We start from the raw sequence: 26,511 nt of genomic DNA on the forward strand, positions 1-26,511 counted from the left end.
TTGCTGTGACATAGCCTTTTGTTCCTTTATTTCTCTATTTTTGACGACTTAAAGTTATAAAGGAGCGGCTATGTCATTTCAACTCATCATAAAAGTCGAGCATCGCGTTAAGTAATAGTGTTCACTGCCGCTGCACCAGTCCGTCAGGAGCGCGTGCCACGGCAGTGGGATAGCGCCCATCCTGAGCGACAATAGGGAGCAGAACGCCAGCATCAGGGTGATACAGATTAGAAACACGATTTTCATCCGAGTTTCCTCACCAGCCAGACAAAGCAGGGTGCACCGAGCAGTGCCAGCACTACGCCCGCAGGCAGCTCACCGGGGAAGGCCAGAACACGGGCGAGCATATCGGCCAGTAGCATCAGCGTCGCTCCCAACAGCATACTCATAGGCAGTATGTTGCGCTGGTTGTAGCCAATCCAGAACCGTGCCAGATGCGGTATCAGCAGGCCAATAAATGCTATGGGACCAGCAACGCTGACGCAGGCACCCACCAGCAAAAGCACCAGCGCATTAATCCCCAGCCGCAGACGCAGCAGGTTTACGCCAAGCGTGTGGGCGGTGCTGTCGCTGACGTTAAGCAGATTAAGCTGGTTGGCCAGCAGCAGTGCGACGGGCGTTGTCAGCACGACTATCGGGAAAAGTTGCCAGAACTCCTGCCAGCGTGCATGTGAGATACCGCCCGCCAGCCAGTAAAGAATGCCATAAGCATGATCTTCTGCCAGCAGCAGCGTGATGCGGGTCAGCGCCATGCAGAGCGCTGAAAGCGCGATACCGGCGAGGATCAGTTTGTTGCGATCCTGCTCTTGCCGGAAACCGCCACCCGTCGCCATCACCAGCAGCCAGCTTATGCCGCCACCGCAGGCGGCAATAAATGCGATGGAAAAACCCTCGAACGGTGATGGGCTGAGTGCGCTGGTCAGCGCCATAGCCAGAGCTGCCCCGTTATTGATGCCAAGCAAAGAAGGCGAGGACAACGGATTATGGGTGAGGGTTTGCAGCAACGCCCCCGAAAGTGCCAGACTTGCACCAATGGAAAGGGCGAGCAGGGTTCTCGGCAGACGCAGGTTTTGCACCAGTGCTTCGGGCAATGTTGGCGTGTGCCCCGGCACCAGCGCGTGCAGCGCTTCAAACGCAGAAATAGGAAGGGCTGAGTAGCAAAACAGACTCAGCCAGAAAATAGCAATAAGCGCCGCAGCAGGGATCCCCCACAACAGCACTGGGTGTTGAATACGCTTCATTTCGTATCGGTATTCATCTGATGGTGAAAGATTTTTACTGTATCGCTGGCAATGCGCTCCGCCGCGAAAATCCCACGCATCCGCGCCCAGGCATTGCTGTTGACCGCCGCGACCTGCTGTTTTTGTGCGGCCGTAAGAATTTGCCACAGCGTGTCCTGCTGCCAGCGTTTCACAATGCTCTCCTGACGATAATGCGCCACCAGTAGCCATGACGGGTTGATCGACAACAGTTGCTCAAGGTTTATCGACGGCATCGATGTCTGGCCCGCGGGCGTGGGAACCTTCAGTCCGAGCGCTGTCAGCACTTCTCCGGTATATGTTCCGCTGGTGTGCAGATTGAACTGTTGTTCACGTGACGTGCCGAATGCCACACTCGTACCTTCAGGCAGCAGGCTCGCCCACTTTGCCATCCGCTCGCTGTGCAGTTTGAGTCGCGCCTGCATTTCCGCGATTCTTCCTACTACTTCGCCAATAATTGCTGCCGATTGCAGGTTTTCTTTGTATGTTTCATTGCGTGATTTGAGCAACAGAACCGGGGCAATTTCCTGCAATGTGGTATAGATACCTGCGTGACGGCTGCTGTCGGCGATAATCAGATCAGGTTTCAGGGCGCTGATGGCTTCAAGGCTAGGCTGCGCGCGCGTTCCGACAGATTGCCAGGGTTTCAAATGGGCGCGCACATCCGCCAGAATGCGATTCGGATCGTTGTCATCAGCGATCCCCACCGGACTGATGTCTACCGCCGCCAGCGCATCGGCGAACGACAGTTCCAGTACCACGATGCGTTGCGGTGTTTTATTGATTGTAAAAGTGCCATGCTCATCTTGAACAGTAGCAGCAAAGGACTGGCTTGCGAACACAAACAGACTTGCGAAAAAAATGCGAATAAAAGCCAAAATATTCACTCCACAATGTTTTCAATACACAATGTTTTTAATGCACACAGATCCTGTAGACCAGATGACGTTGCGCTTACCCGGCGCTGCAAAAGCGCCGGGCATTAACAATTAAAACTTCACGGAACCCTGCATATACAGCGTGCGGGGTTGTCCGGCATAGATACCTTTGTTGTTGTCGTCATAAGAGCGGGTATAGTACTCACGGTTGAAGATGTTCTTCACACCGAACGCCAGGTTCAGGTTGGCCATCTCCGGCCCGAAGTCATACGAGACGCGCGCACCCCACAACATATAGTCAGGAATACGGCCAGTGCTGCCATCGGCGCTCTCTGTAACGGTATTGGCGTTATCCGCAAACTGGCTGGATTGGAAATCACTGTTCAGGTTGAACGTCCAGTTGCCCGGTTTGTAGTCCACCCCAAAAGTACCTTTGTGTTTTGGTGAGAACGGTACCTGATTTCCGTAGGTGTCGCCACTTTCGCGGATCTCCGCATTTACATACGCATAGCTTGCATATGCGGAGAGGTTTTCCAGCGTTGGCGTCAGATCGCCAAGATCGTACCGCATCTGCGTTTCCAGCCCGGTGTGACGGGTTTTACCGCGTGCGGTCACCGTGTCGTTGGTCTGGTTGGAGCTGTATTGATTATTGAAGTTAATCAGGAACAGCCCCATTTCCGCAGTCAGAGCGCCGTCGTCGTATCGGGTGCCGACTTCCCAGGTTCGCGCTTTTTCTGGTTCCACACTGCCGCTTTTCACAGCCTTGCCAATTTGGCTGTACTGGACGGTGCCAAAGGAGCCTTCTGTGTTGGCATAAATATTCCAGTTGCCAGTCACGTGATAGAGTACACTCAGCGCAGGGAGCGGCGCGTTATAGCTCACTTCCTCATGCTTATGCTTCAGGTTGTTGTTCTGGTATGACTCGATATGTTCGAAACGCATACCGGGTGTAATAGTCCAGTTGCCGATATCGATTTTATCATCAATATACCAAGCGTGAGCCTCGGTAACTGAACGCGTGTCGCGGTCGTACGGGCTGGACGTTGAGGGCAACTGACCACTGGCTGTTGTAGTGTAGTAGCGCATTTCATGAGTTGATTCATTAATATAGCGATAACCTATTCCCACTTCATGCGCGGATGGACCCATCATAAAGCTCTGGCTGTAGCGAGGCTCAATACCCCGCACCCAGTAGTAGCGTGGGGAAAGGGTGATGCGTTTTCCCTGCTCCAGATAGCCGCTGCGCAACGTGCGGGTGTAGAAGCCTTGAATATTGAATTTATGCTGATTGTCAGGCTGATATTGATAGCCGAGGCTTGCAAGCTGACGACGGCCCCAGAAGTGGTCATACGGGCGGGTGGATTGCCAGCGATCGGCATCGTAATCCGCGCGCGACAGACCGCCAGGCATATCGGCTTCGCCATCGTAGTATTGAAGCAGGCTATTAAAGGTATGCACGTCGTTGGGCGCATATTTGCTTTTCAGCATAACATCATCAATGCGGGTGGCGCTGTGCTCGCGCCAGTCGCTGCCACGGGTTCCAGAGTAAAGCAACGCCGAGCCAAAACCGTTATCCATCGTACCGCCCACCATCAGGTTGTGCGTCTCTTTCGGATTGTCTTGTGAAGAAACCTGACTCAACTGGCCTTCGACGCCGGCTTCAATGCCAAAGCCCTGCGGGATAGCGCGGGTGACAAAGTTAACCACCCCTCCCACACTTTGCGGCCCGTAACGCACCGCGCCGCCACCGCGCACCACGTCTACTGCATTCATGTTGCCCAGAGATAAGGGGGCAAGCGAGAGCTGCGGCTGACCATAAGGCGCAAACGGAACCGGAATACCATCCATTAATACAGTTGAGCGGCTGGCAAGGCGTGGATTGAGTCCACGAATACCGAAGCTCATCGCCAGATCGTGACTGCCAGTACCATTGTTTTCCGGCGCGCTGACACCCGGAATACGATTTAACACGTCACGCATGGTGGTGGCACCCGTTTTGGAGAAATCTTCACGGTTGATCACATCACGTGCGCCGGCATGTTCGTACACATCGTTTTCACGTGCGTTACCCAGCCAGTCGCCCACCACGACGAGCGTATCCTCTTGGGAGATCGGAGCTGTTTCCAGCGTCCAGCTATTATTCCCAAGTGACTTGAGCTGTAATTTGCTACCAGCGAGCAGCGCCTTCAGGCCTGTTTCCACGTCGTAGTCGCCGTGCAGCCCGTTGCTCTGTTTACCGCGCGTCAGGCTGGCGTCCACAGACAACGTGATCCCGTTGCGTGCTGCATACTGATTGAGTGCTTTGTCCAGATCGCCGGCTGCGATGTCATACTGTGCGGCGAATGCAGACAGGGAGGCCAGGCCAACCAGCGGTAGCAGGCTCAGGCGAATAGCCGTAATCAAAGGTGTTGTTTTATGAAAAACACATAAAGGGGTCATACCGTCTCCATCATCATTTTTTGTTGTATCCATGTATGAAGTCGAATGAGCGGGGGAAAAGGGACAATCGAAATGAAAATTATTTTTATTTTTTTACTTACGCTGGAATGATGTTGACCCAGTATCGGGTAACCGACTGAATTTCAACGGGTAGAGTTCTGGCGATCACATTCAGTACCGTATCGGTATTTTTCAATGGAAAGGTTCCGCTCAGGCGAAGTCCGGCAACAGCCGGATCACAGCGCAGTATGCCGTTACGATAGCGCGCTAGCGTGATAATCACCTCACCAAGCGGTTTATTGCTAAAGCTGAGTATGCCCTGAGTCCAAGCGTTGGCTTCATCATCCAGCGATGTAATCTCGCCAAACTTTACCGCATTGAAATGCAGGTTTTCACCCTGCCGGACAATGCGTTTTTGCGTTGGATCGCCGGTCAGCACAACTTTTACCGCATTCTTCTGCACCGCGAGCAGAGTGTTGTCATCCTGCTGACGAACGGTGAATTCGGTGCCCAGTGCAGTAAGCTGCCCCTGACGGGTGAAAACGCGAAACGGGCGCTGTTGTGGATCTCTGGCAGTCGTAATGGCAATTTCGCCGTACCAAAGTTTAATGGCGCGCTGGTGGGCATCGAAACGCACATCCACCGCACTTTGCGTATTGAGCGACAGAAGCGTTCCATCCTCCAGCCACTGTTGGCGTATTGCCCCTTTTGCGGTGCGATAATCGGCGCGTAACCCTTCACCCGATTCTGAACGCCAGAACTGCCAGCCGCTACCGACGCCAAGTATCAGCAACAGTCCCTTCATCATGTGGCGGCGGGTATATTGAATATCGTGGAGCGTGCGGCTGGCCACACCGCCAGGCACGCTACTGAGTTGGTTGCTCAGAATTTCTACCTGTCGCCATGCCCACTGGTTGTCCTGATCCCGTTCATACCATTGCTGCCAGCGCGCCTGCTGCTGAGGGCTGACCCGCCCGCAATTTAATACTGCATACCAGTGAGAGGCTGCACGCAGCGCCTGACGGCGGGAGTCGGTCAGTATGTTGCTCAAAGCCCGTGCTCCAGACGAAATAACAGACAGTGCTCCATTGCTCTGGCCACGTATTTTTTCACCGAGCTGACAGAAACAGACAGACGGCACGCGATGTCGTTGTAGGTTAGCCCTTCCAGCTGGGAAAGCAGAAACGCCTCGCGGGTTTTACCGCTCAGGCCATCCAGCATTTTGTCGAGCAGTTGCAGGATTTCCAGCTGACTTTCACGTACTTCTGAGGAGGGGACGTGCGCTTCTGGCAGTTGCGCCAGCATTTCAAGATAGGCTTTCTCGAGTGCATTACGGCGGAAGAGATCAACTATTACCCGTTTGGCAATGGTGCATAAAAAGGAGCGGGGATCGCGGATGGACGCAAGCGATTCGCTCCTCATTACCCGCAGAAACGTATCCTGAACAATATCATCAGCATCAAAAGCCGACTGGAGTTTGCGGGTGAGCCATGTTTTCAGCCAACCATGGTGCGCGCCATAAAACGATTCAAGTGTAAAAGGAGCTGTAGTGGCAGTATGCTCAGACATGGCTAAATGTATCGTAAGTTAATTATCACGCAGCCATATTAATATGAGAATGGTTATCATTACAATCAAAAATAAAGATGAAAGGGAGTCGTTATGGATATGTTGCTACTTGGTAATTATCGGGTCAGGATTGATGCTGTATCGGAAAAACCACATCATAATTAATATAAAAATTATCTATATTTGTTTAGGCTATCTCATTACACACCCTAGCCTGACGTTCAAATAAATCACACCGTGATCAAAAACGGTCAACTTAAAATCCATTGGGTATATTGGCAGGCAGTCTGAACATGGCTGCGTACAAAAATCAGGGCGTACTCAAGTTCGTAAGAATTAACCCGTGAGAACTTTGAGTACAGCCCTGATTAATAGCCTGTAGTATTTACCCTTTATTTGCACCAAGAGATTTTGTATCAGACATATTATTTATTATTTTTAAGATTAGATGGTAATAAATTGCGTGGATCAACAGAGTGTCCATTTTCCCTTATCTCAAAATGTAAATGTGCTGAAGAAGCATCTTCCCCCATAGTGGCTATTTTACTTCCACGTAAAACGATATCTCCTTCATTGACCAATATCGTGTTATTGTTCGCATAGGCACTTAGTAAAGTATCACTGTGCTTAATCACAATCAGGTTCTTGTAGCCCCTGAGATCATCTCCTGCATATACCACCCGGCCATTTTCAGCAGCCAAAATATCCTGACCACGCTCGCCGAATATATCGATTCCCGGTTCACTTTCATTAAGCTCAATTTTTGTTCCTGATGCCGGCCATATCCATTGATTTACTGCATGAGCTTGATCGTATATATCGGATTTTTTTTCTACTACCCTATTTTGTGTACATGCACTGATTAGCGAAGCAATGAAAACCAGAAAAACTATTTTTTTACAATTTATTAATATATTGAAAATACTTCTCATTTTAATTTCCTTTTTATAAACTTATAAAACACATCATTTAACCCTGTTCATATTACCTGAAATTTATTGCATCAGATTATTTTTAATATTCCCTGAGTAATTAACTGCGTTTATAATCCTTACATAGTATGTGTGCATTTCGTATAAAAACACATCGAATATAATGGTTGTCTGCAACACTGGGCAGAGTAAATTCAAGGAAATATTATGTCAACAAAAGAATATTTCAGTTTATCTGTCAGATTATAAAATATATAACCCTCCGGTATTAAAAATAGATTATTTCATATGCCAACTTTATGATGTGAATTAACCATTAATTTATTGTGTCAATTATACGCCTATTTCATTATTTGAAATCAAACTAATTTTTTATTAAGACATTTTTCATCCGTGATCCCGACGATAATTTTATTATCTCTGTTTGACTCACTGCAAAGGAAAATCAGCAGGACTGGTTTTTTACCGAATCTCTGCTATCTGTGTTTGTCACAACATTCTTGATTCTCGCTTGTAACTCGCTGGTGACACCACGCTTGATAACGATCAGTTTGTTGCTGGCGATACGGGGTTTCACTTCTCACCTCCGTGATTAACCCGGCTTTGCTCATAAAGCGAGGGAGGAAATCAGGTATGGAGGAAATTGTCGGCAAGTTGCACCTCAAGTGAAAGTTATATGAGCCAGCTCTAAAAAATAAATTTTTCAAATAAAACGAAATTGAAATAAATATTTTGTTTGATATATTTTCATCCACACCAAAAGCAGGTACCAAAGTATCAAGGAGCATTCATGTTCAATATTGCATTATTTGGCGCAGGGCGAATTGGGCAGGTTCATGCTGCCAGCATTGCCAATCATAAAGAAACTTGCCTCTATTCTGTGATTGATCCACATCCGGCAAGTGCTGAGATATTGGTACACAAATATCAATCCAAAATACAGACCACAGAAGAAGCGATGGCCGATCCTGATGTTCATGGTGTGCTTATCGCTTCAGCAACGGATACCCACGCCGATTTGATCGAACTGGCGGCTCGGCATAATAAAATGATCTTCTGCGAAAAACCGGTTCATCTTGAGCTTGAACGGGTTCGTCAGTGTCTTGCTACGGTAAAAGCGTGTCAGGTTCCTTTGGTTATCGGGTTTAATCGTCGTTACGATCCTCAGTTCCGTAGGCTAAAAAACTTGTTTAATGCCGGTACGATCGGTAAAGCGGAATCCTTGCTGATTACCTCTCGTGATCCCTCCCCACCACCCGCTGAATATGTCCGGGTATCTGGCGGCATGTTCCGGGACATGACCATCCATGACTTTGACATGGCACGTTTTATCATCGGCGAAGAACCGTGTGCTATCTATGCTCAGGGTAGCAATCTTGTTGATCCGGCCATTGGCGCAGCAGGAGACATTGACACCGCATTTATTGTCATGAAATTCCCATCGGGGGCAATGGCGACCATAACTAACAGCCGCCGTTCGGGCTATGGCTATGATCAGCGCCTTGAGTTGCACGGTGAAAAAGGTTTGCTGACCGCAGGAAATATCAGGGAAAACAGCGTCGAGGTTTGGGGTGAAGAAGGTTGTATTGCAGCCAAACCCGAGCATTTCTTCCTGCAACGCTACCGTGAAGCCTATATCGCAGAATGGAGCCATTTTGTTGATGTTATGGCGGGTAGAGTAACTCCTGAAACCAGCGGTATTGATGGCGAGCAGGCACAGTATCTTGCAGATAAGGCGCTTGAATCCCTGCAATCCGGTAAAGAAATCAAATTATAACTGGGTGTTATAAAACGTATGGTTTTTAATGCCTGAAAACGGTTAATCAGGATGGGAGGGTCATATGTCAGCTTTTCTTTCTTTTATCGGTTTTACGTTACTGGTAGCAGGGATTGCTTATTATAAAACACGAAACAAACACTTAATTGATTCAACTGAGGGTTATTTTCTTGGCGGACGCTCCCTGACCGGCATATATATCGGCAGTTCCATGTTGTTAATGAATCTGTCTACAGAACATTTGGTCGGTTTGAACGGCTTGGCATTCAGAACGGGTTTTATTGTTATGGCCTGGGAAGTGATTGCGGCATTAACCATTGTCTTATTTGCTGTCTACTTCCTGCCTAAGTATCTGAAACTGGGTATTTCAACGATCCCCGAATATCTTGAGCGCCGGTTTGATAGAAATACCTTACTTATTACATCAATTCTATTTCTGGCGATGTATGTCATTTCATTATTACCGATTGTGCTATATACCGGAGCCATTGCGCTGGAAAGTCTTTTTCAGGTTTCGCAGGTTTTTCACGTCGAAAAAACGACAGCGCTTTGGATCATGGTCTGGGGTGTCGGGGGACTCGGTGCGATTTACGCTATTTTCGGCGGGATCAAAGCCATTGCAGTTGCTGATACCGTAAATGGTGTCGGCCTGATTGTCGGCGGATTGATGGTAACCATTTTTGCCTTGCTGTATGTCGGGAATGGTGACGCATGGAAAGGTCTGACTGATGTTTATCAGACTCATCCAGATAAGTTCAATTCTATAGGTAGTGAAGACTCGCTTGTTCCATTCTCGACGCTATTCACTGGCCTGATTGTCTCTAACCTGTTTTTCTGGTGTACCAACCAATCTATTGTGCAGAAATCATTAGGTGCCAAGAATCTCGCGGAAGGGCAAAAAGGTGTCATGCTATGTGCTTTATTTAAGCTCATTATTCCTTTGATCATTATTTTGCCGGGGATAATTGCCTTCCATATTTTCAGTGGTCAGATGGATAATCCAGATAACGCCTATCCTGCATTAGTGCAGCTGGTATTACCTAAAATTCTGGTTGGCTTTTTTGCCGCCGTTGTTGTGGGCGCCGTATTCTCAACATTCAGTGGTGGCCTGAATTCTTCCGTGACGTTATTCACCATCAATATCTATAAACCGAGGATTAACCCGAATGCTACGGAAGCACAGACCGTGGCGGTAGGCAAATATCTGGGGATCGTACTTGCACTGGCAACAATGATCGTTGCTCCACTTGTTGCTAATGCACCTGATGGTTTGTTCTATCTGATTCAACAATTACAGGGGATTTTTAATGCACCCATCCTCAGTGTGGTATTGGTCGGGTTAATGACAAAGCGAGTTCCCCCGATTGCAGCAAAACTGGGGTTGCTGTTTGGTATGTCAGCTTACATCGTTTGTCATTTTGTCCTGAACATCAATATTCATTTTTTCCATCTGGTAGGCATTCTGTTTGTCCTGAATATCGTTTTCATGCTGGCGATTGGTTATTTCTTCCCGGCTGAATCTTATCAGGAAGTGTATACAGAGCAGGTGGATATTACGCCGTGGTCAATGGTGAAACCAATGGGATGGTTAATTACACTGGCTGCTATCTCCATGTATGTTTTCCTTGCCCATAATGTGCCGGTTTATGCCGTGGCAATCTACTATATATTTGCAGCCAGCATTCTGAGTTATGTTTTCTATCAAATAGGCAAGGCGCTATCCTTTTGGCAAGCGGCCTGAATCTCTGTTGAGCGTAATTACCAGACAGTTAGAAACCAGCGACAGATCAAAAAGAATGTAATTATTTTCATGATATTAATGAAAAATTCTTTGTTGGATCACGAATTGAAATTTATGTTTCCTAGTTAATTGAAAATGAAATAAATGTTTCTTATAAAGGACAGTAATCAGATGCGATGGAACAGGGCAGGCATCGGTTTCAACGATCAAAAAACAGTAGAAGTCAGGGATTTGATTGGCGGTATCGCATCAGAAGAAAACTTGTGGCCTGATTTCACTGAAGATTGGAAAGTTTCACGCATTTTGGATGCAATCTCACGCTCTCAACAAGAGAAACTGTGGGTTAACGTCGCTGAAATTAATTAAATTTTGATGCTCAAAATCATTTGAGGTTTAACAAAATCAAGCGATTCGGTAAGGGGTGAATCAATGGAGCAGCGTAGGCAGCATAGAAAGTTTGATGTTATCTGCATGGGACGTATAGCGGTTGATTTGTATGGCCAGCAGATTGGCTCCCGTCTGGAAGATATGGGGAGTTTTTCAAAATATCTGGGTGGTTCTTCGGGGAATGTGGCCTACGGTACGGCTCGTCAGGGATTAAAATCCTCAATGTTGGCAAGAGTCGGCGATGAACACATGGGGCGCTTTCTGCGTGAGGAGTTGATGCGGGTTGGCTGTGATACCAGTCATTTGATTACTGACAAAGAACGGCTGACGGCATTGGTTTTACTCGGTATTAAAGATAACGAAACATTCCCGCTGATTTTTTACCGTGATAATTGTGCTGATATGGCCATTACCCGCGATGATTTCAGTGAAGGCTATATTGCATCTGCCCATTGTCTGGCGATCACCGGAACGCATCTTTCCCATCCACAAACTCGTGATGCTGTGCTGACCGCACTGCAATATGCCCGCCGCAATGGTGTCAAGACGGTCATTGATATTGATTATCGTCCGGTATTATGGGGATTGACCTCACTGGGTGATGGTGAAACTCGTTATATCGCCTCAGAGCAGGTGACATCACAATTACAGGAAGTGCTCTCCCAATTTGATCTGATTGTAGGAACCGAAGAAGAATTTCATATTGCGGGTGGTGCTACGGACACGGTAGAAGCCTTGCAAAATGTACGAGCGCTGACTACGGCAACACTGGTTTGCAAGCGGGGGGCGTTGGGATGTTCTGTATTTACTGCCGGTATTCCAGACACCTTAGATGAAGGGATCACCATACAAGGCGTAAAAGTGGAAGTATTAAATGTTCTGGGAGCAGGAGATGCTTTTATGTCGGGCTTATTGCGTGGCTATCTCAACAACGAAAGCTGGGAACAGGCTTGCACCTATGCCAATGCTTGCGGGGCCTTGGTCGTTTCCCGTCATGGCTGTGCGCCAGCTATGCCGGATAAAACTGAGTTGGATAATTATCTGAGGCGGGCAGAGGAAGTGCCATGTCCTGATTTAGATGCACATCTCAACCATTTGCATCGTATTAGTAGCCGTCGTAAACAGTGGGATGAGCTGTGTGTGATGGCATTTGATCACCGTATTCAGTTCGTTGAAATGGCACGCAAAGTGAATGCCAGCCTCGATCGAATTCCACAATTGAAAAAATTACTGTTCCGAGCCAGCCAAGAGGTTTGCGCAGAAGCCCATTTGGAAGGAAAAGCGGGAATATTGTGTGACAGCAGTTTCGGTCAAGATGTACTGAATGCCGCAACAGGAAAGGGGTTATGGATTGGTCGCCCGATAGAACTGCCCAGTTCCCGGCCACTTTGCCTTGAACATGGTGACATTGGTTCTCAGCTTATTAGCTGGCCACACGAGCATATCGTGAAATGTTTGGTGTTCTTCCATCCAGAAGATAATCCTCCATTACGTCTGGAACAGGAAAAAACCGTGCAGGAAGTCTATGCTGCTTGCTGTCAGTCTGGTCATGAATTGTTGTTGGAAGTGATCTTGCCAGTAGATATGCCCCATTCTGATGGGCTATACCTGCGAGCGCTCCAGCGTTTCTACAATCTCGGCATTAAACCTGATTGGTGGAAATTACCGCCGATGCAGTCCACTACCTGGGATCAAATGTCGGCATTGATTGAACAACGTGACCCTTATTGCCGGGGAGTTGTGATCCTTGGCCTTGATGCTCCTGAAACCATCCTGAAAGCAAGCTTCAAAGCGGCAGCCGGAAAAGCGATAGTTAAAGGCTTCGCTGTCGGACGAACGCTGTTTGGTCAACCTTCATTGCAATGGCTGGCGGAAGAAATTGATGATGAGACTCTTATCCTGCAAATAAAAACCAACTATCACAATCTGATTAGCTATTGGCACCAGCGCGGATAGCGAAGCCGGAATAACTACGTAAAACTGGAGAACCCTTATGGCTGTTCAACTTGGCATCAATCCCCTGACATGGACTAACGACGATTTGCCTTCTTTGGGTGCAGAAACACCTTTGGAAACTTGCCTGACCGAAGGGCGGCAGGCGGGATTTTCAGGTTTTGAGCTTGGCAATAAATTTCCTCGTCAGGCGCAGGTTCTGGGGGCTATTCTGGCTGCCCATGATTTGAAACTGGTGTCCGGTTGGTATTCTGGAGAACTACTCACGCGCAGTGTTGAGGAAGAAATCGCAGCGGTTCAGCCGCATTTGACTCTATTACGTGAATTAGGCGCTACCGTGATGGTGTTTGCTGAAGTGACACACTGCATTCATGGTAATCAGAATAAACCAATACATCTACGGCCCCTGTTTCCGGCAGAGCGCTGGCAGGAATATGGCGAAAAACTGACAGAATTCGCCCGTTATACCCAATCACAAGGTGTGCAGATTGCTTATCATCACCATATGGGGACGATGATTGAAAGTGCAGAAGACATCAATAGCCTGATGGAAAATACAGGGGAAGAAGTGGGTTTGTTATTAGACACCGGGCATCTGACCTTTGCCGGTGATGATCCATTGGCAGTGGCAAGAAGCTGGTGCAAACGCATTAACCATGTGCATTGCAAAGATATTCGTCCTGACGTGTTGAAGGATGTCAAAAATCGGAAGACCAGTTTCCTTGATGCCGTATTGAATGGTGTTTTTACCGTACCTGGTGATGGTTGCGTCGATTATCCGGCTATTTTTGATGTATTGAAAGCGAATCACTATAGCGGTTGGCTGGTCGTTGAGGCAGAACAAGATCCCGCTGTTGCCCATCCGCTGACTTATGCCACGATGGGATATAACAATTTGTATCGATTTGCCAAAGGTGCGGGATTGATTTAAGCGCGGCTGATTTGAATACGAAAAGTGGGGGCCAAATGTCTAAATTACTATCAAAATACCACGCGCCCGATCAGGATAATCGGACACAACATATCACGCCGGAGACAGCAAACTGGGAGTATGTCCATTTTTCTGTTTATGAACTGAATGCGGGTGAATCCATTACCTTACCTGCATCGGAAAATGAAACTTGTCTGGTGTTGGTTGCGGGAATAGCTTCGGTGATTACGCTTCAGAAACGGTTTGAGAAAATTGGGGAACGCATAAGTCCATTTGAGCGTAAAAAGCCTTATGCTGTTTATGTTGCACCCAATGAAATAATGATAATCATTGCTGAAACTCAACTCGAATTGGCGGTATGTCAGGCAAAGGGGAAAGGAAATTATCCTACCCGCTTGATTGCGCCGCAGGATATTAGTGCGGAACACCGTGGCAATGGCAATAATCGGCGCTATGTCCACAACATTCTGCCAGATGATCAACCTGCGGATAGCCTTCTGGTTGTCGAAGTTTATACGGATGAAGGATGTACCAGCTCCTATCCCAGCCACAAGCATGATACCGACAATGAACCACAAGAAACTTATCTGGAAGAAACCTATTATCATCGTCTGAACCCATCGCAGGGTTTTTGTGTGCAGCGGGTCTATACCGACGATCGTTTGTTGGATGAAACCATGGCGGTTTACAACAAGGATGTGGTGATGGTACCAAAAGGGTATCATCCTGTGGCTACCATTGCAGGCTATGATAGCTATTACTTGAATGTCATGGCTGGCCCGACCCGTAAGTGGTTATTCTCGTGGGAAAAAGAGCACCAATGGGTTAATAGCGAAGAATACGCAGCGAAACATGACAGCCGTTAAATGGAAAACTGCTCCCCAAATGGGGAGTAGTATCAAAACCATCTTTGAATATACATGGGAAGTTTTTCACTGATGAAAGGTGAGAACGTGTTTTTTCTGCACCAGTAATGTGTTTCGATAATTGAAACTCTATCTTTTGATTCCTCTGTTCTCCAGCCATGATATTTAAGATCTTGTGAAAATTGATCGTCAGACCAATCTGTTGGAAATTCACAATCTAACTTACCTTCGACATCAAAATTTGTTGGTGTATTAGTGTAAAGATAGGCAGGTTTATTCATATAGATATGTCGGGACTTTAAATAGGGTTCATTATTTTTATAGGATAAAATCATCTCTATCTCATGTAATTTATATTAGTTAAATTTTAATCAATAAATAATAACACGTGTATTTATATATCTGTCTTCATTGACACCATGCCCATAAAAGATAGTTTTTCGTATAAATTAAACTAAAAAAATCAACATAATTCATATTTTCTATATTTTTAGCTGTTTTTATATGTTTTATCATCTGTTTCGATGATTTATATTAAAATATAATTTATTTAATTAAATATTTTTCATACAAGATAATTTTGGTATATCATTAAATGGTTTTATTTAAATATAAATTGCGATCATTTTTGCTATTTAATGACAAGAGTGTTTTTCACCCTTTCTTGCTCTAAGAAAAAATGGTTAGTCTAAAAGATCATATAAATTAGCCAGTTATATATTTTTCCGGGCGTTAGTATGTATAAGAAACAAAAAATGGAACACCTGAAAAAAAATTTACAATATCTACTTGATTCCAGAGGGGAAACAAGAGTATCTCTCTGTGATCGAACAGGGCTTAACCGTACAACTATCTACAATATTTTGGATGGCAGAGTTCAAAACGTTCACTCTTCTACAATACAAAAAGTCTCCAATTTCTTTGGCGTATCATATAGTGAAATAGAGGCAACTGATATTGCAGAAAAAGAACGTTTGGACGCGGTTGTCTCTTATGAAGGAAATATGAATCCCAGTGCTGTTCCGTTATTTATGCAGTCTGAATGCATTACTTCTGGATTTTCTGACAGTAAAATAGGGTCTCTGATTGTGGATAGGCCGCTGACTTATTATTTTGGATCAGGGCCTAATATCGTTGCCGTTTTACTTGAGAATGATATTTTAGGTAAATATAATGAAGGTGATTTATTAATAATTAAGAGGGGTAACTATCAGAACAATAACCCAAAATTATGCTTCGATCCAAAAAAGCAAAGGTTTCATATAAAAGAGTTTACTCAAGAGAATTCGGATAGTTTTATGGTGATTGGGGATATAATGGAAGAACGGTTCGGATATGGGAAAAAAATATAAATTACTGGGATTCAATAGTCAGGATAATACAGCGAATGTATTAATTTTATCAACCGGAAAGGTATTGAAAATAAACACAAAGGAGCTTGAAAAAAGCGAAATAGCGGATGATCTGGACAATCACGAGATAAAATCACTTTATAGAAAGTTGTATTCCAGTTTTCCAAATACTCCTTCAGTTTATGAAATTGAAGAGCGTAATGAAAAATCCTGGGTTATTTATTCATTTCTCGCATTATTACTGACAATTTTCTATACATTCAGCAACATAGCAGCAGCAAAACCCGTTTATATCGAATACCTTGATATTATTGTGACTCCTGGTACGTTTATTTACCCTTTTTCATTTTTAGTTATTGATTTGCTAAGTGAATTTTATGGATTCAGATTAGCAAGAAAAGCAATATACATGTCATTAATTTCTAATCTGATTATCGTATCCTTGTTGAGTATTTCGACAAGTTTACCGGCAATTGCAAATTGGGACTTAAATGATCAGTATAATGCTCTGATGAATCATATATTGTCGGCAATCTTTGCATCTTCTTTGTCATTTTTAGTTTCGGAACTTGTCAATTCTTATATCTTGTGCAAGCTGAAAGATATGACAAACTCTCGTTTTTTAGCGTTAAGAGTATTTTTCAGTACCTTCATTGCATCAGTGATTGATAGTTTTATTTTCTGTTTTGTGGCATTTTATGGAAAATTACCTATAAATCAAATTATTACAATGATGATTGTACAAATCCTAATTAAGATTTTCTTTGCATTGTTTAACGTATTTCCCGCTTATGGCTCACGTTATTTATTTAATCGATGGGTTGTCAAAACAGCAAATTAGTAAGCCGCATGGGGGATCCCCCCATGCTATTGCCGACTTTCCATAATGACATAACACGATATTACTTTCCTATAACACATAAACTTACTCATTTATAACTACATGTAATTATGTTGGGCATATTTATGCAGTAATCCTATTTATATTCACACTATCAATGTGGGAATGTACTGTTTTGCTGCGTTTTTATCAGAGCGTAGAAAATCTTTGAGGTAATTTGTATTTAATTGTTATTTATCAAATGGATGGGTGATTTTTGGTTGGTGTTTTGTTTATGTGGCACCAAAAAATAACGTGTAAATTCATCACTAAAATCACCATTTGATGTTTTATGTGTTGATTTTAGTATTTGTCTGGTGTATTTATTTTACTATAAAAACATAAGTTAAAATTGATATTTATCTGAAAGGTTAGGAAAGAAGCATTTCTTTCCTTCTGTATCGGTGAAATATCTTCATTATTTTGAATAAAAATTTTTACTCGCCCGACACCAGGGTAATGTTAGTTTGTTTTTTGTACTTATGAAAGTCTGGTCTCTTAGTCGACATTTCTGATTAAGAGACTAGGCAATCATATACCAAATGGGGCTGCAAGTTACGGAATAACCGACACAATCGCGACTTGAAAGAGAGATGTATGGCTTTTTATACCAGAGGCAGGTAGATATCTGTCACAGTCTCAGTTTCTGGGACGTTAGGGAATAGCTTTCTCCGTTCAAAAAATAGTGGAAAATCCCGGACTTCTTGGTTGTTTTCCGACAGCCAGCGTGTATACAAGTAATTGACTAAACTGGTTATTTCTTCATCTGAACCAATATGTCTTATATAAGCACATTTTCCTGATGGAATAGTTTTTTTGATAATTATTGGATTGTTAATCTCAAACATTGAGTGGACTTCGACACACAAATCAAATTTATATTCATCTGGTTCAACTTTTGTCGGATCTGCATAAACAAGATTGAATGTTTTGTACCGCCCGAGTGGTAATTTATTGTTTATTCTCCACTCTCTGAATGCTCTGATTGTATGACCGATATTCGATGGAGAGCCTTTGTGTTCCATAACTGCGATTGAAGTTTCTGGAAAATCAATGAGTTTTACTTCAAGATGAGGTAATTTTTCATTCATCACTTTAGTCCTAATTTTATTTATGATTTGGTGTTGGTTATACCAGACAGACCAATCAGGCTTTTTCCTGAATTCAGTGGGACTTTGACCAATAGCGCTCTTGAATGCTCTCGAGAATGCCTCGGGGCTTTCATATCCACATGCAAAAGCAATGTCTATAACGGGGCTATTGCTATAGGCAAGATCATAAACGGCTTTTTTCAATCGGAGCTGTCTGATATAAGCAGCAACGCCAATGCCGTAATTTGCTGAAAACAATCTGTGAAAGTGATACTTAGAACAAGCTGCAATACGGCTCAAACTTTCTCCATCCATCTGTGTATCAATATGTTCATCGATGTAATGAAGAAGTGCATGTAATCGCTGTTTAATCATAGTCATAGTGTTCGCCTTATCTGGTACAACACATGATATATAGCCTTCTGTGGCAGGACATGATGATAATTGCTGACTTAATGCTTGCCCGTCAGCGGGTTATTAAAGCCCGTATTCTGAAAGTTCAGGGTGATCATCAGGCCGACGCCCCAACGGCCATAAAAAGAGGCGTTCTTCTTGCTTGATCGGTACGTCATTAATACAGGCATATCGGTTGGTCATAAACCCCAGTTCGTTAAACTCCCAGTTTTCATTACCGTAGCTGCGATACCAGTTGCCGGAGTCATCTTGCCATTCATAGGCGAACCTGACAGCAATGCGGTTTTCATCATAGGCCCATAACTCTTTAATTAATCGGTATTCTCGTTCTTTTGACCATTTTCGGCGCAGAAATTCCACGACAGCCTCACGCCCATCAACAAACTCCGCACGATTGCGCCAGTGAGTATTCGGAGCATACACACCTGAAACTCTCTCAGGGTCGCGACTGTTCCAGGCATCTTCAGCCAAGCGTACTTTTTCAGTCGCTGTCTTTTTGTTAAAGGGAGGTAATGGGAAACGGGTTTGCATAAAATTACTCCTTTGTTAATTATGTAGACAACTCTGTCTACCTTTTTTCATCGTAATACAAGTAGACAACTCTGTCTACTTGATCGATAATTTTATTAAAGGAGCCACTATGTCAAAAAACATCTCAACTGCACGTGAGCGTATTCTTCAGGTTGCCCACAACCTCTTTTATCAAGAAGGGATCAGAGCAACAGGAATAGACCGTATCATCAAAGAAGCCAGTGTCACAAAAGTTACCTTTTATCGGCATTTTCCCTCTAAAAATGATTTGATTATGGCTTTTCTTGAATACAGACATCAGCGCTGGATAGATTGGTTCCGTACGACATTAATTGCTGAAATGTCTGTCTATGGAACGCTCATAAAAGCAATTCCTGCCGTACTGAAAAAATGGTTTATGGGTAGCGAATTTCGCGGTTGTGCTTTTATCAATTCTTCAATTGAATTTTCTCAGGCATTACCTGAAATACAGCCTATCGTTCTGTCTCATAAACAGGAAATGACAGAAACGCTCGCAGAATTCCTCCCCGATATACCGGAAAAGCGGGTGCTGTCTAAGCAAATCACATTGCTCATTGATGGAGCTATTGTAATGGCGGAATATGGTGAAGAGAGTGATCAGGTGATATCTCTGGTGGAGAAGTGGTTATTGTTGCCCCCGGCGCTGCTGAATCAATAAGGACTCTCTGCAAAACGACGTCGAATAAGAAACAGCTTAGTATGTGAGTCCGCCCAGTCTAAAGCGGCTGCTTCATCAGCCGCTTTTAAAATTGATTAAAGCGAGATCATTCAATTTTATCGATTAAAGGTACATCTTGTTGGCTTTGAGCCTTAAGTTGAGTATTTATATCTACTTTTCTGATATTTTCAAGTTTAATTTGCCCGCCTAAATAGATAGCGGGTTCAAAGCAGAATATTTCATTATCATTTAATATACCGTGTATTCCGATGGCCTTATCAAAAATTTCATCTGTATATTCGTTATTATCGGATAAATAAAAAGACAAATCATCAAATAATGAACAAATGTCATAGTCTAATTCTGATTCGTCCTTTTTGCAGAACTCGTCCTCTTCGTGAATAATCATATTGTAATTGCTTTCTATTGTGGTATTTATTCCGGTTTCCTCTCCATAAAGGAAAAGAGTACCAATTCCACTGACAGCAATAACATGATAGGTATCCTGTGGTTCGAATTGGGCGCGTTCCATAAATATACGTACAATATCTTTATAATCATCGGGATTTGCAATACGCAATAATCCATTCTTGTAGCTGGCCCAACCTTCCACTTCCCAATAAAGAAGGAGCCTGTCCGGCAATTTTCCTCGCCATTTTTCTATTTCTTCACTGGGTACTACTGTATATTGGGTTGCTTCTCCCATTGTTTTAATGAAATCTTCAAAGTGCAAATCTAGCATTATGTTTTCCTATTATCACTTTAATTTTCATGGGTTATTTCTTTTTTGATGAAGAGTTATTTTTCTCTTCATCAATTTTCTCATAGAGAGAGAGTTTGTAACCTATCTTCCGCTTCTTCTATTCGATCTTTATCACCAATTTTGTGGGCCATTTCAAATTTTTTCTTCATCCAATATTCGGCTTTTTGATGGTTCCCTAATTCAATATCCATATATGGATAAGGTTAAGTCGTTTATGGTAATGAATATCAAAATATGGGGGTAGGTTTGTGTGTGTTCACTGTGAGTAATATTTTTAATAAAAAGCAGGCTCAGTGTTATTGGGCCTGCTTGTGATCTATCAAGCGAAACAAATTTTTGCCCAGCGTGCCAGGCCTGTAGTCACGGAACCAAAGTAATTACCGCCAACTAATGGAATACCCGGCAACTCTTGCTCAACTGCCTGACGCAGGATTGGTGAACTTGCTGAACCTCCCGTCATAAAGATCACATCAGGCTGAGTGCCTCCTTGCACCACCGCTTCGCTAACCAATTTAGTCATTTTCGTTTTAGTGGATTCGATTGCGTCAATCATCTGATCGCGCTGGATGTTAACCTCAATAATCTCTGATAATAAATTTAGCTTAACTCGATGTTCAGATTGCTCTGAAAGGGCAATTTTGGTTTCTTCTGCACTGCGAACCAAGCTATATCCCAATGTGTCTTGATATATTTTCAATAATCGAGCTAATTTTTCTGGTTCTTGAGCATCTCTGTGTAAGGATTTTAATACCGCTAAATTCTGGCGAGAATAAAAATCTTTCTGAGCCTGCACATCATTAATGGCAATCGGATTCCAAAACTGAGTCAGTGGCATATCAATACCTGAGACAACTTTGCTTCCTAACCCAAAAGGGTGCATTAGCTGTTTAAAGGTCAGATTAATATCTAAATCGTTGCCACCGATACGCTGACCAGTGTGTGCCAGTAAGCTATCCTTTCGTTCAGATTTTCCTCGCCAGCCTGGCCCCATTCGGATAAGGGAACAGTCTGTCGTTCCACCGCCAATATCAACGACTAATACTGTTTTATCTTCTGTCAGAGTGGCTTCATATTCCAAACCTGCTGCAACTGGCTCAAATTGGAACTCAATATTGCGAAACCCTGCTCGTTTTGCGGCATCAAGTAAAATCTTCTCAGCTTGTTGGTTAGATTTATCGCCACCCCGCCCGTGAAAATGAATCGGACGACCGATCACAACCTCTTCAATAGCTTGTTGTTTATTGATTTCTACTTGTTGTTTGATATTCGCCATCATTGCGCAAACCAGATCTTCAAAGAAGCTGATTTGGATATCCCTTAATCCCATTGCACCCAAGAAGGATTTTGGTGATTTGACATAGTAAATATCCTGAGGATCTTCCAAATATCGAGCCAGTGCTTCTTGCCCAAATACGATATCATCTGGCAAAAGCTCAATACCTTCCTCATGATTTGTGGCAATCGCACTACGAAGGAGCTGTTCACCCGCTTGATTGCCCGGACTGATATTCCGGTGACGAAATAAGTGCTCAGAAACAGATTCCCGGGTCGGTGCCGCCAAAGCAGAAGGCATGTAAAAGTTATCATTTTCGATAGCAATCAGCCGTGGCGTATCCCCGATCATCTCTGCTACTGCGCAATTCGATGTGCCATAGTCAAAACCGATGAACATAAGTTTCCTCATTCTCAATCGTTGAAAATTTTAAAAAGGCGCAGATGCTATCCTAAATTAGGGTTGAACGCGAGCTTAACATAAGGGAACTATAGGACCCTGACTGACAAGGAAAATAATGGCATCCGTGACTTCTTGTGGTGACATGCCGCGTTTCAGCGGGATACGCTCAGCAAGTTTTGTTACTGAATCCGGATTGGCTGTAACGAACTGTGACATATCTGAAACCTTATACATTGGGCATCTGTATTCACGCGAATCTTCTGGCTACCATAGGCATAATACTTTATTTTTATTTCACCTTGTGCATATTTATCCAACTAAGCGCACTCATAGCAGAGGAGCTTGGCGGCTATGGGGAAAACCCTGTTTTTTTGCCTTCCAAGCCACGATTAACCCGATCAATAGCAACATACATATAGCCCAAGGGAATGAGGATACACTGCTGGTTTCCAGTAATACTCCCCCGATTATGCCGCCACCAGCAATAGCAAGGTTCCAGGCTGTAACAACCATGGACTGTGCCACATCAGCACCATCCCCTGCTGCGTCTGCAGAAGCAGTTTGCAGTAATGTAGCAGCGCCACCAAAAGTTAACCCCCATAGAGTAATGCTCAGATAAATAACAGATGGAGTATTACCGCCAAAACCAAGCATGATGGCAGTTAAGGTGAATACACTAAGACTGAGCAATACCAGTATTCGTAGATAGCGATCAACCAGTAGACCGATGATCCAAATACCGAGTAAAGCCGCTACCCCGAATACCAGTAGAATGAAGTCAACACGATCTGACAGTCCCGCTGGTACGAGGAAAGGTGCAATGTAGGTATAAAGGATGTTGTGTGCCAGCATCCAGAACAGGATAACAAGCAATACCGGACGTATGCCTGCTGTGGTAAAGACTTTATGAACAGGAATTCGATGATCTGCACTTTGGCCAGGAAAATCAGGCAGCTTAAGCATAACCCATATCACCAGTATCAGCGTCAAGCCAGACATAATAGCGAAAGTTCCTCTCCAGCCAATGAAATTGCCTACCCAAGTTCCAACAGGAACACCTAGAGACAGTGCGATTGGTGTTCCCACCATCGCCACCGCCATTGCCCGGCCTTGCAATGAAACGGGCACCATTCGGCGTGCGTAACCTGCCAGAAGTCCCCATGCAAGACCCGCAGCCACTCCAGCTAGAAAACGCGCAACCAACGTCAGAAAATAATTGGAAGACAGCGCGGTAATGGTATTGAAAATCAGGAAGCCACCAATGGCGAGTAGTAAGACAGGTCGTCGGCGCCAGCCGCGTGTTGCTGCTGTAAGGGGAATTGCCGCTAATAGAGAACCCAGAGCGTAAAGTGTTACTAGTTGGCCAGCTAGCGCCTCTGAAACACCAAGATCTATGCCAATTTGTGGTAACAATCCTGCGGGAAGTGTCTCAGTCAGGATGGCGATAAAACCCGTCATTGCCAGTGCGAGTAGTCCAGAAATTGGTAGGCGTTCACTCGTTTCTCCAAGTAACGCAGAGGTGTTTTCGTGCATCAAAATGACTCCTTTAATATATGTATCAATTGGTATAAAAGTTAATTGTGATGAGGTTATCTTGTCAAGGACTTTTATACCGATTAGTATTTAAGTTTATTTTCAATGAGGAGATGGTTATGGCTAAGATGGGGCGTCCACGTAGCTTCGATCGTGATGAGGCGATCAATCAAGCAATGTTGCTGTTCTGGGAGCATGGCTATGAATCAACGTCTCTAAGTCAACTCAAGGCTGGGATGGGCGGTATTTCCGCTCCCAGTTTCTATGCGGCTTTTGGTTCCAAAGAGATATTATTTAAAGAAGTGGTAATCCGTTATCTCGATACGTATGGTCAGGTAAACGTTAGTCTTTGGGATCAAACCCTTCCTCCTAAAGAGGCTATTGAGCTGGCTCTACGTCGTTCAGCAAAAATGCAGACGGAATATAGCCACCCTCCGGGCTGCTTACTGGTGCTGTCAGCCAGCGTCTGTTCACCGGAACACAAACCTATCCAAAAACTGCTGGCCGATGCCAGAGAACGAGTACGGAAAGGTTTCATTTCCTGTGTCCAGCGCGCTATAGATAACGGTGAATTAGCGGGTGAAAACGATCCTACAGTAATGGCAGTAATGTTTGATAGCTTCCTGTCAGGATTTTCAACTTTGGCTAGGGATGGAATTCCTCTGACGGGTCTCGAGTCATCCATTACGCAAATAATGAAAACTTGGGATATCAGAGCCAACAGTTTCTGAGCATCACGCTCAGATTCGTTGAATATAGTGAGTTCGATAATGGAAGCCTATTTGGTTTCTATTGTTTATAGTGTATTGAAATCATCAGGTAATGAATTTTTTATATTGATATTATTACTCACCAGAGAGCTGGATTTTGCCAGACCACAGATAAAACTTGTTAGCCCTCCCCGGGCTCTATTTGATAGTCCTAGCCCATACAATGAGCTGGGACTGTACCGGAAGTAATATTGATGGCATGTCCAAAACGGCAGTTAATCATTTTATCAATTACAGCCTGAATCATCAGCAGGATGAACACGGCCAGCTATTAATCACCGTGCACTGACGGGCATAATTAGATGAAATGGCCCGGTGCCATGTCGATGTTCACTCAGGGAGGAGATCACGGTTGAAAACAAATTAACTATACAATAAAAATATTTAATGACTTCCAGCATAACAATCAAAATACTTTTCTAGCAGTAAGTTAAGTTGTATAGAACTTAAGATATAACTTATTTATTATTTAAAAAATCAAATTGTTGCCTGTTTTGTTCTAAGCTCTTCACTCCCGATATTCGCAGTAATATGAATCTGAATATCGAAACAGCTAATGAATGGATGCCAAAGTTAACAAGGAACGACCAGTCAGAAGAGTAATTTCTTTTACATTTTCCTCTATCCAAAAAAATCTGAAAAAGTGTTCATAACTGTTCACACGTATTCACTCTATTCACTTTTTTTATCTTCGGAGAAGACAAGCAGGGTGCATCAGTGTGATTTTTATCTGTTGCATTACCTGCAATTTAAATTAGGTAATTATCTGATTTTATTTAATCAGAGAAGTTAATCACAATTTTATTGATGTGTTTTTATCCTCACTTGAATATATAAATAATTTTGTTGTATCGTGTCTCATTAATTGGATTACAGTATGTAATTATCATTAATAAGACAAGGAGGGTTTAGCGGGTATCGCTTCTCAGATGTAAATAACACAACTAGGATGGTATGACTTATGTCATACATAACTTATTTATCGTTAAGGGCTTAAGAAGCAAGGTTTAATTTACGCCGGATGGAAACTATCGTGATAACTCCATGCACGAAACCGAATACTCCACTCGGTCAGAAATCATAATGATGTAATTATATTGTAACTATTAGTTTAACTGTTTTACTAAACTATAAATTTTCTTTGCTTCTGATAGGATAAAAAATATGGTGAAAAAAACAATGTTATTGGCTCTGGCTGCTTTTTTCGGTGCGGGTATCGTAATGCTGGTTCAATGGATGCGCCCCCCTACAGAAGATCCTTACTTTTTTTTAAACCCCAAATCAACTTCACATCAACCAATTGAAATTCCTATTAAACTTTATAAAAAAGGGGAAAATATAGAGTTAATATTTTGGCATGTTCCTCAACCCCCTCCAAAAATTTTATATCTTTTTCCTGGTCATACTCCTGAGCCACGGGTTATGTTAAAAATCAAAAGGCATAAGGAAGGCGAGCTAATTTATTATACCCCTGATTTATTCAATAATGATGGCCCATTATCTAAAACCAAAGGTGCCCCTATTTTATCTATAAAATTAAATGAAATTAATGAGGATCTCACTGAAACGTTAGTATTTAAAAAAACATACTCTGAACCTGATTCAATTGCAGGTACTGCTGATGGGATTTTATTTAGATTCGTTAGCCTTGGGGAACAATATAAATATGGTCAATATCGTTTAAATCTAGAAATTTTAGGGGATTGGCCTGAATTAAAAAATGATAATGTCAGTTATTATCTGTTCATTCCCTCTTTCTCAGGAAAATAAAGATGGCACCAACAAATTCAACGGAAGAATTGTTACTAGGTATTACTAACGACTCCAATCTTTCAAAAGAAGATAAAACAAATCTTATCAAGTCGACTGCTTATCCAAACCAAGGAGTAAATTATTCAGCAGGAAAGCCATGTGCTACATGCCCACCTCCACATGCAAGAGCTGAATTTGTAGAAAACTTAATAAGATCTTTAGATACAAGATATATAACTTTTCATAATTATGAGAATTTCATATTTCCTATTCCTTTCCAACTATTTGCTGAAGCGGCATTCAAGAAAATCTTAACTCTTTTGATGAGCTGCCACATAT

General features: G+C 43.6%; 23 protein-coding genes and 3 pseudogenes. 12 read left to right on the forward strand and 14 right to left on the reverse strand.

What is annotated here, in order from left to right; translation table 11 throughout:
* Positions 1 to 242 precede the first annotated feature (242 nt).
* The 7 genes from fecC to AAC854_RS14375 all read right to left on the reverse strand — a co-directional run bounded on the left by fecC (position 243) and on the right by AAC854_RS14375 (position 7,654).
* The gene (fecC, locus tag AAC854_RS14345) at positions 243 to 1,241 is read right to left on the reverse strand and encodes an iron-dicitrate ABC transporter permease FecC (protein ID WP_340617699.1); all 999 of its coding nucleotides are present in this window, start codon (positions 1,239 to 1,241) and stop codon (positions 243 to 245) included.
* The gene (locus AAC854_RS14350; protein ID WP_340617720.1) at positions 1,238 to 2,140 is read right to left on the reverse strand and encodes a Fe(3+) dicitrate ABC transporter substrate-binding protein FecB; all 903 of its coding nucleotides are present in this window, start codon (positions 2,138 to 2,140) and stop codon (positions 1,238 to 1,240) included. Before AAC854_RS14350 ends, fecC begins: the two co-directional genes overlap by 4 nt.
* Positions 2,141 to 2,248: 108 nt before the next feature.
* Positions 2,249 to 4,576 (reverse strand): TonB-dependent Fe(3+) dicitrate receptor FecA, encoded by a 2,328-nt coding sequence (fecA, locus tag AAC854_RS14355; protein WP_340617700.1) that lies wholly within the window; start codon positions 4,574 to 4,576, stop codon positions 2,249 to 2,251.
* A gap of 97 nt (positions 4,577 to 4,673) precedes the next feature.
* Entirely contained in the window at positions 4,674 to 5,627 is a 954-nt protein-coding gene (fecR, locus tag AAC854_RS14360; RefSeq protein WP_340617701.1) for a ferric citrate uptake sigma factor regulator FecR, read from the reverse strand.
* Positions 5,624 to 6,145, reverse strand: coding sequence for a ferric citrate uptake sigma factor FecI (fecI, locus tag AAC854_RS14365; RefSeq protein ID WP_340617702.1), 522 nt, complete (start codon positions 6,143 to 6,145; stop codon positions 5,624 to 5,626). Before fecI ends, fecR begins: the two co-directional genes overlap by 4 nt.
* Before the next feature lie 425 nt (positions 6,146 to 6,570).
* Complete coding sequence (locus tag AAC854_RS24330) at positions 6,571 to 7,077, reverse strand: peptidoglycan DD-metalloendopeptidase family protein (RefSeq protein ID WP_422824090.1); 507 nt, start codon at positions 7,075 to 7,077, stop codon at positions 6,571 to 6,573.
* Between the two features lie 445 nt (positions 7,078 to 7,522).
* A complete protein-coding gene (locus AAC854_RS14375; protein ID WP_340617703.1) occupies positions 7,523 to 7,654 on the reverse strand; it encodes a hypothetical protein in 132 nt (43 codons plus the stop codon).
* A 213-nt stretch (positions 7,655 to 7,867) separates the two neighbouring features.
* Here AAC854_RS14375 and iolG point away from each other — a divergent pair, with 213 nt between their 5' ends.
* The 6 genes and pseudogenes from iolG (at position 7,868) to iolB (ending at position 14,732) form a co-directional block, all read left to right on the forward strand.
* Entirely contained in the window at positions 7,868 to 8,854 is a 987-nt protein-coding gene (gene iolG, locus AAC854_RS14380; protein ID WP_340617704.1) for an inositol 2-dehydrogenase, read from the forward strand.
* A gap of 64 nt (positions 8,855 to 8,918) precedes the next feature.
* Positions 8,919 to 10,595: a solute:sodium symporter family transporter gene (locus tag AAC854_RS14385; RefSeq protein ID WP_340617705.1), complete on the forward strand. Its 1,677-nt coding sequence runs from the start codon at positions 8,919 to 8,921 to the stop codon at positions 10,593 to 10,595.
* A gap of 189 nt (positions 10,596 to 10,784) precedes the next feature.
* A pseudogene (locus AAC854_RS14390) lies at positions 10,785 to 10,961 on the forward strand (Gfo/Idh/MocA family protein); the annotation flags it as partial.
* 63 nt (positions 10,962 to 11,024) lie between these two features.
* The gene (locus AAC854_RS14395) at positions 11,025 to 12,938 is read left to right on the forward strand and encodes a bifunctional 5-dehydro-2-deoxygluconokinase/5-dehydro-2-deoxyphosphogluconate aldolase (protein WP_340617706.1); all 1,914 of its coding nucleotides are present in this window, start codon (positions 11,025 to 11,027) and stop codon (positions 12,936 to 12,938) included.
* A 37-nt stretch (positions 12,939 to 12,975) separates the two neighbouring features.
* Positions 12,976 to 13,866: a myo-inosose-2 dehydratase gene (gene iolE, locus AAC854_RS14400; protein WP_340617707.1), complete on the forward strand. Its 891-nt coding sequence runs from the start codon at positions 12,976 to 12,978 to the stop codon at positions 13,864 to 13,866.
* Between the two features lie 35 nt (positions 13,867 to 13,901).
* A complete protein-coding gene (gene iolB, locus AAC854_RS14405; RefSeq protein WP_340617708.1) occupies positions 13,902 to 14,732 on the forward strand; it encodes a 5-deoxy-glucuronate isomerase in 831 nt (276 codons plus the stop codon).
* Between the two features lie 50 nt (positions 14,733 to 14,782).
* Here iolB and AAC854_RS14410 read toward each other — a convergent pair.
* A pseudogene (locus tag AAC854_RS14410) lies at positions 14,783 to 15,067 on the reverse strand (helix-turn-helix transcriptional regulator); the annotation flags it as partial.
* 402 nt (positions 15,068 to 15,469) lie between these two features.
* On the opposite strand from AAC854_RS14410, the gene AAC854_RS14415 reads away from it, so the two are divergent.
* Complete coding sequence (locus AAC854_RS14415; protein WP_340617709.1) at positions 15,470 to 16,084, forward strand: helix-turn-helix domain-containing protein; 615 nt, start codon at positions 15,470 to 15,472, stop codon at positions 16,082 to 16,084.
* Complete coding sequence (locus AAC854_RS14420) at positions 16,068 to 16,925, forward strand: queuosine precursor transporter (protein WP_340617710.1); 858 nt, start codon at positions 16,068 to 16,070, stop codon at positions 16,923 to 16,925. Before AAC854_RS14415 ends, AAC854_RS14420 begins: the two co-directional genes overlap by 17 nt.
* Before the next feature lie 644 nt (positions 16,926 to 17,569).
* Here the strand turns inward: AAC854_RS14420 and AAC854_RS14425 are convergent.
* Both AAC854_RS14425 and AAC854_RS14430 read right to left on the reverse strand, forming a co-directional pair.
* A complete protein-coding gene (locus tag AAC854_RS14425; RefSeq protein ID WP_340617711.1) occupies positions 17,570 to 18,436 on the reverse strand; it encodes an AraC family transcriptional regulator in 867 nt (288 codons plus the stop codon).
* A gap of 96 nt (positions 18,437 to 18,532) precedes the next feature.
* Entirely contained in the window at positions 18,533 to 19,000 is a 468-nt protein-coding gene (locus AAC854_RS14430; RefSeq protein ID WP_340617712.1) for a nuclear transport factor 2 family protein, read from the reverse strand.
* Between the two features lie 109 nt (positions 19,001 to 19,109).
* Here AAC854_RS14430 and AAC854_RS14435 point away from each other — a divergent pair, with 109 nt between their 5' ends.
* Positions 19,110 to 19,679 (forward strand): TetR/AcrR family transcriptional regulator, encoded by a 570-nt coding sequence (locus tag AAC854_RS14435; RefSeq protein WP_340617713.1) that lies wholly within the window; start codon positions 19,110 to 19,112, stop codon positions 19,677 to 19,679.
* A gap of 106 nt (positions 19,680 to 19,785) precedes the next feature.
* Here the strand turns inward: AAC854_RS14435 and AAC854_RS14440 are convergent, their stop codons facing one another.
* The 4 genes from AAC854_RS14440 to AAC854_RS14455 all read right to left on the reverse strand — a co-directional run bounded on the left by AAC854_RS14440 (position 19,786) and on the right by AAC854_RS14455 (position 23,650).
* Complete coding sequence (locus tag AAC854_RS14440) at positions 19,786 to 20,421, reverse strand: GAD-like domain-containing protein (protein ID WP_340617714.1); 636 nt, start codon at positions 20,419 to 20,421, stop codon at positions 19,786 to 19,788.
* A gap of 340 nt (positions 20,422 to 20,761) precedes the next feature.
* Positions 20,762 to 22,114: a molecular chaperone gene (gene yegD, locus AAC854_RS14445; protein WP_340617715.1), complete on the reverse strand. Its 1,353-nt coding sequence runs from the start codon at positions 22,112 to 22,114 to the stop codon at positions 20,762 to 20,764.
* A 75-nt stretch (positions 22,115 to 22,189) separates the two neighbouring features.
* Positions 22,190 to 22,333, reverse strand: coding sequence for a hypothetical protein (locus AAC854_RS14450; RefSeq protein WP_340617716.1), 144 nt, complete (start codon positions 22,331 to 22,333; stop codon positions 22,190 to 22,192).
* Positions 22,334 to 22,444: 111 nt separating this feature from the next.
* Positions 22,445 to 23,650 (reverse strand): MFS transporter, encoded by a 1,206-nt coding sequence (locus AAC854_RS14455; RefSeq protein WP_340617717.1) that lies wholly within the window; start codon positions 23,648 to 23,650, stop codon positions 22,445 to 22,447.
* A 119-nt stretch (positions 23,651 to 23,769) separates the two neighbouring features.
* Here AAC854_RS14455 and AAC854_RS14460 point away from each other — a divergent pair, with 119 nt between their 5' ends.
* The 3 genes and pseudogenes from AAC854_RS14460 to AAC854_RS14470 all read left to right on the forward strand — a co-directional run.
* A complete protein-coding gene (locus AAC854_RS14460; protein ID WP_340617718.1) occupies positions 23,770 to 24,381 on the forward strand; it encodes a TetR/AcrR family transcriptional regulator in 612 nt (203 codons plus the stop codon).
* Positions 24,382 to 25,584: 1,203 nt separating this feature from the next.
* Entirely contained in the window at positions 25,585 to 26,190 is a 606-nt protein-coding gene (locus tag AAC854_RS14465) for a hypothetical protein (protein WP_340617719.1), read from the forward strand.
* Positions 26,191 to 26,192: 2 nt separating this feature from the next.
* Positions 26,193 to 26,511: pseudogene (locus AAC854_RS14470) on the forward strand (hypothetical protein); the annotation flags it as partial.

Source organism: Xenorhabdus entomophaga, from assembly GCF_037996725.1.
GTDB classification, from domain to species: domain Bacteria; phylum Pseudomonadota; class Gammaproteobacteria; order Enterobacterales; family Enterobacteriaceae; genus Xenorhabdus; species Xenorhabdus khoisanae.

Coding starts and splice junctions, on each gene's coding strand:
- fecC (WP_340617699.1), bottom strand. CDS start 1,241: ATGAAGCGTATTCAACACCCAGTGCTGTTGTGGGGGATCCCTGCTGCG.
- fecA (WP_340617700.1), bottom strand. CDS start 4,576: ATGACCCCTTTATGTGTTTTTCATAAAACAACACCTTTGATTACGGCT.
- fecI (WP_340617702.1), bottom strand. CDS start 6,145: ATGTCTGAGCATACTGCCACTACAGCTCCTTTTACACTTGAATCGTTT.
- AAC854_RS24330 (WP_422824090.1), bottom strand. CDS start 7,077: ATGAGAAGTATTTTCAATATATTAATAAATTGTAAAAAAATAGTTTTT.
- iolG (WP_340617704.1), top strand. CDS start 7,868: ATGTTCAATATTGCATTATTTGGCGCAGGGCGAATTGGGCAGGTTCAT.
- AAC854_RS14385 (WP_340617705.1), top strand. CDS start 8,919: ATGTCAGCTTTTCTTTCTTTTATCGGTTTTACGTTACTGGTAGCAGGG.
- AAC854_RS14395 (WP_340617706.1), top strand. CDS start 11,025: ATGGAGCAGCGTAGGCAGCATAGAAAGTTTGATGTTATCTGCATGGGA.
- iolE (WP_340617707.1), top strand. CDS start 12,976: ATGGCTGTTCAACTTGGCATCAATCCCCTGACATGGACTAACGACGAT.
- iolB (WP_340617708.1), top strand. CDS start 13,902: ATGTCTAAATTACTATCAAAATACCACGCGCCCGATCAGGATAATCGG.
- AAC854_RS14415 (WP_340617709.1), top strand. CDS start 15,470: ATGTATAAGAAACAAAAAATGGAACACCTGAAAAAAAATTTACAATAT.
- AAC854_RS14420 (WP_340617710.1), top strand. CDS start 16,068: ATGGGAAAAAAATATAAATTACTGGGATTCAATAGTCAGGATAATACA.
- AAC854_RS14425 (WP_340617711.1), bottom strand. CDS start 18,436: ATGACTATGATTAAACAGCGATTACATGCACTTCTTCATTACATCGAT.
- AAC854_RS14430 (WP_340617712.1), bottom strand. CDS start 19,000: ATGCAAACCCGTTTCCCATTACCTCCCTTTAACAAAAAGACAGCGACT.
- AAC854_RS14435 (WP_340617713.1), top strand. CDS start 19,110: ATGTCAAAAAACATCTCAACTGCACGTGAGCGTATTCTTCAGGTTGCC.
- AAC854_RS14440 (WP_340617714.1), bottom strand. CDS start 20,421: ATGCTAGATTTGCACTTTGAAGATTTCATTAAAACAATGGGAGAAGCA.
- yegD (WP_340617715.1), bottom strand. CDS start 22,114: ATGTTCATCGGTTTTGACTATGGCACATCGAATTGCGCAGTAGCAGAG.
- AAC854_RS14450 (WP_340617716.1), bottom strand. CDS start 22,333: ATGTCACAGTTCGTTACAGCCAATCCGGATTCAGTAACAAAACTTGCT.
- AAC854_RS14455 (WP_340617717.1), bottom strand. CDS start 23,650: ATGCACGAAAACACCTCTGCGTTACTTGGAGAAACGAGTGAACGCCTA.
- AAC854_RS14460 (WP_340617718.1), top strand. CDS start 23,770: ATGGCTAAGATGGGGCGTCCACGTAGCTTCGATCGTGATGAGGCGATC.
- AAC854_RS14465 (WP_340617719.1), top strand. CDS start 25,585: ATGGTGAAAAAAACAATGTTATTGGCTCTGGCTGCTTTTTTCGGTGCG.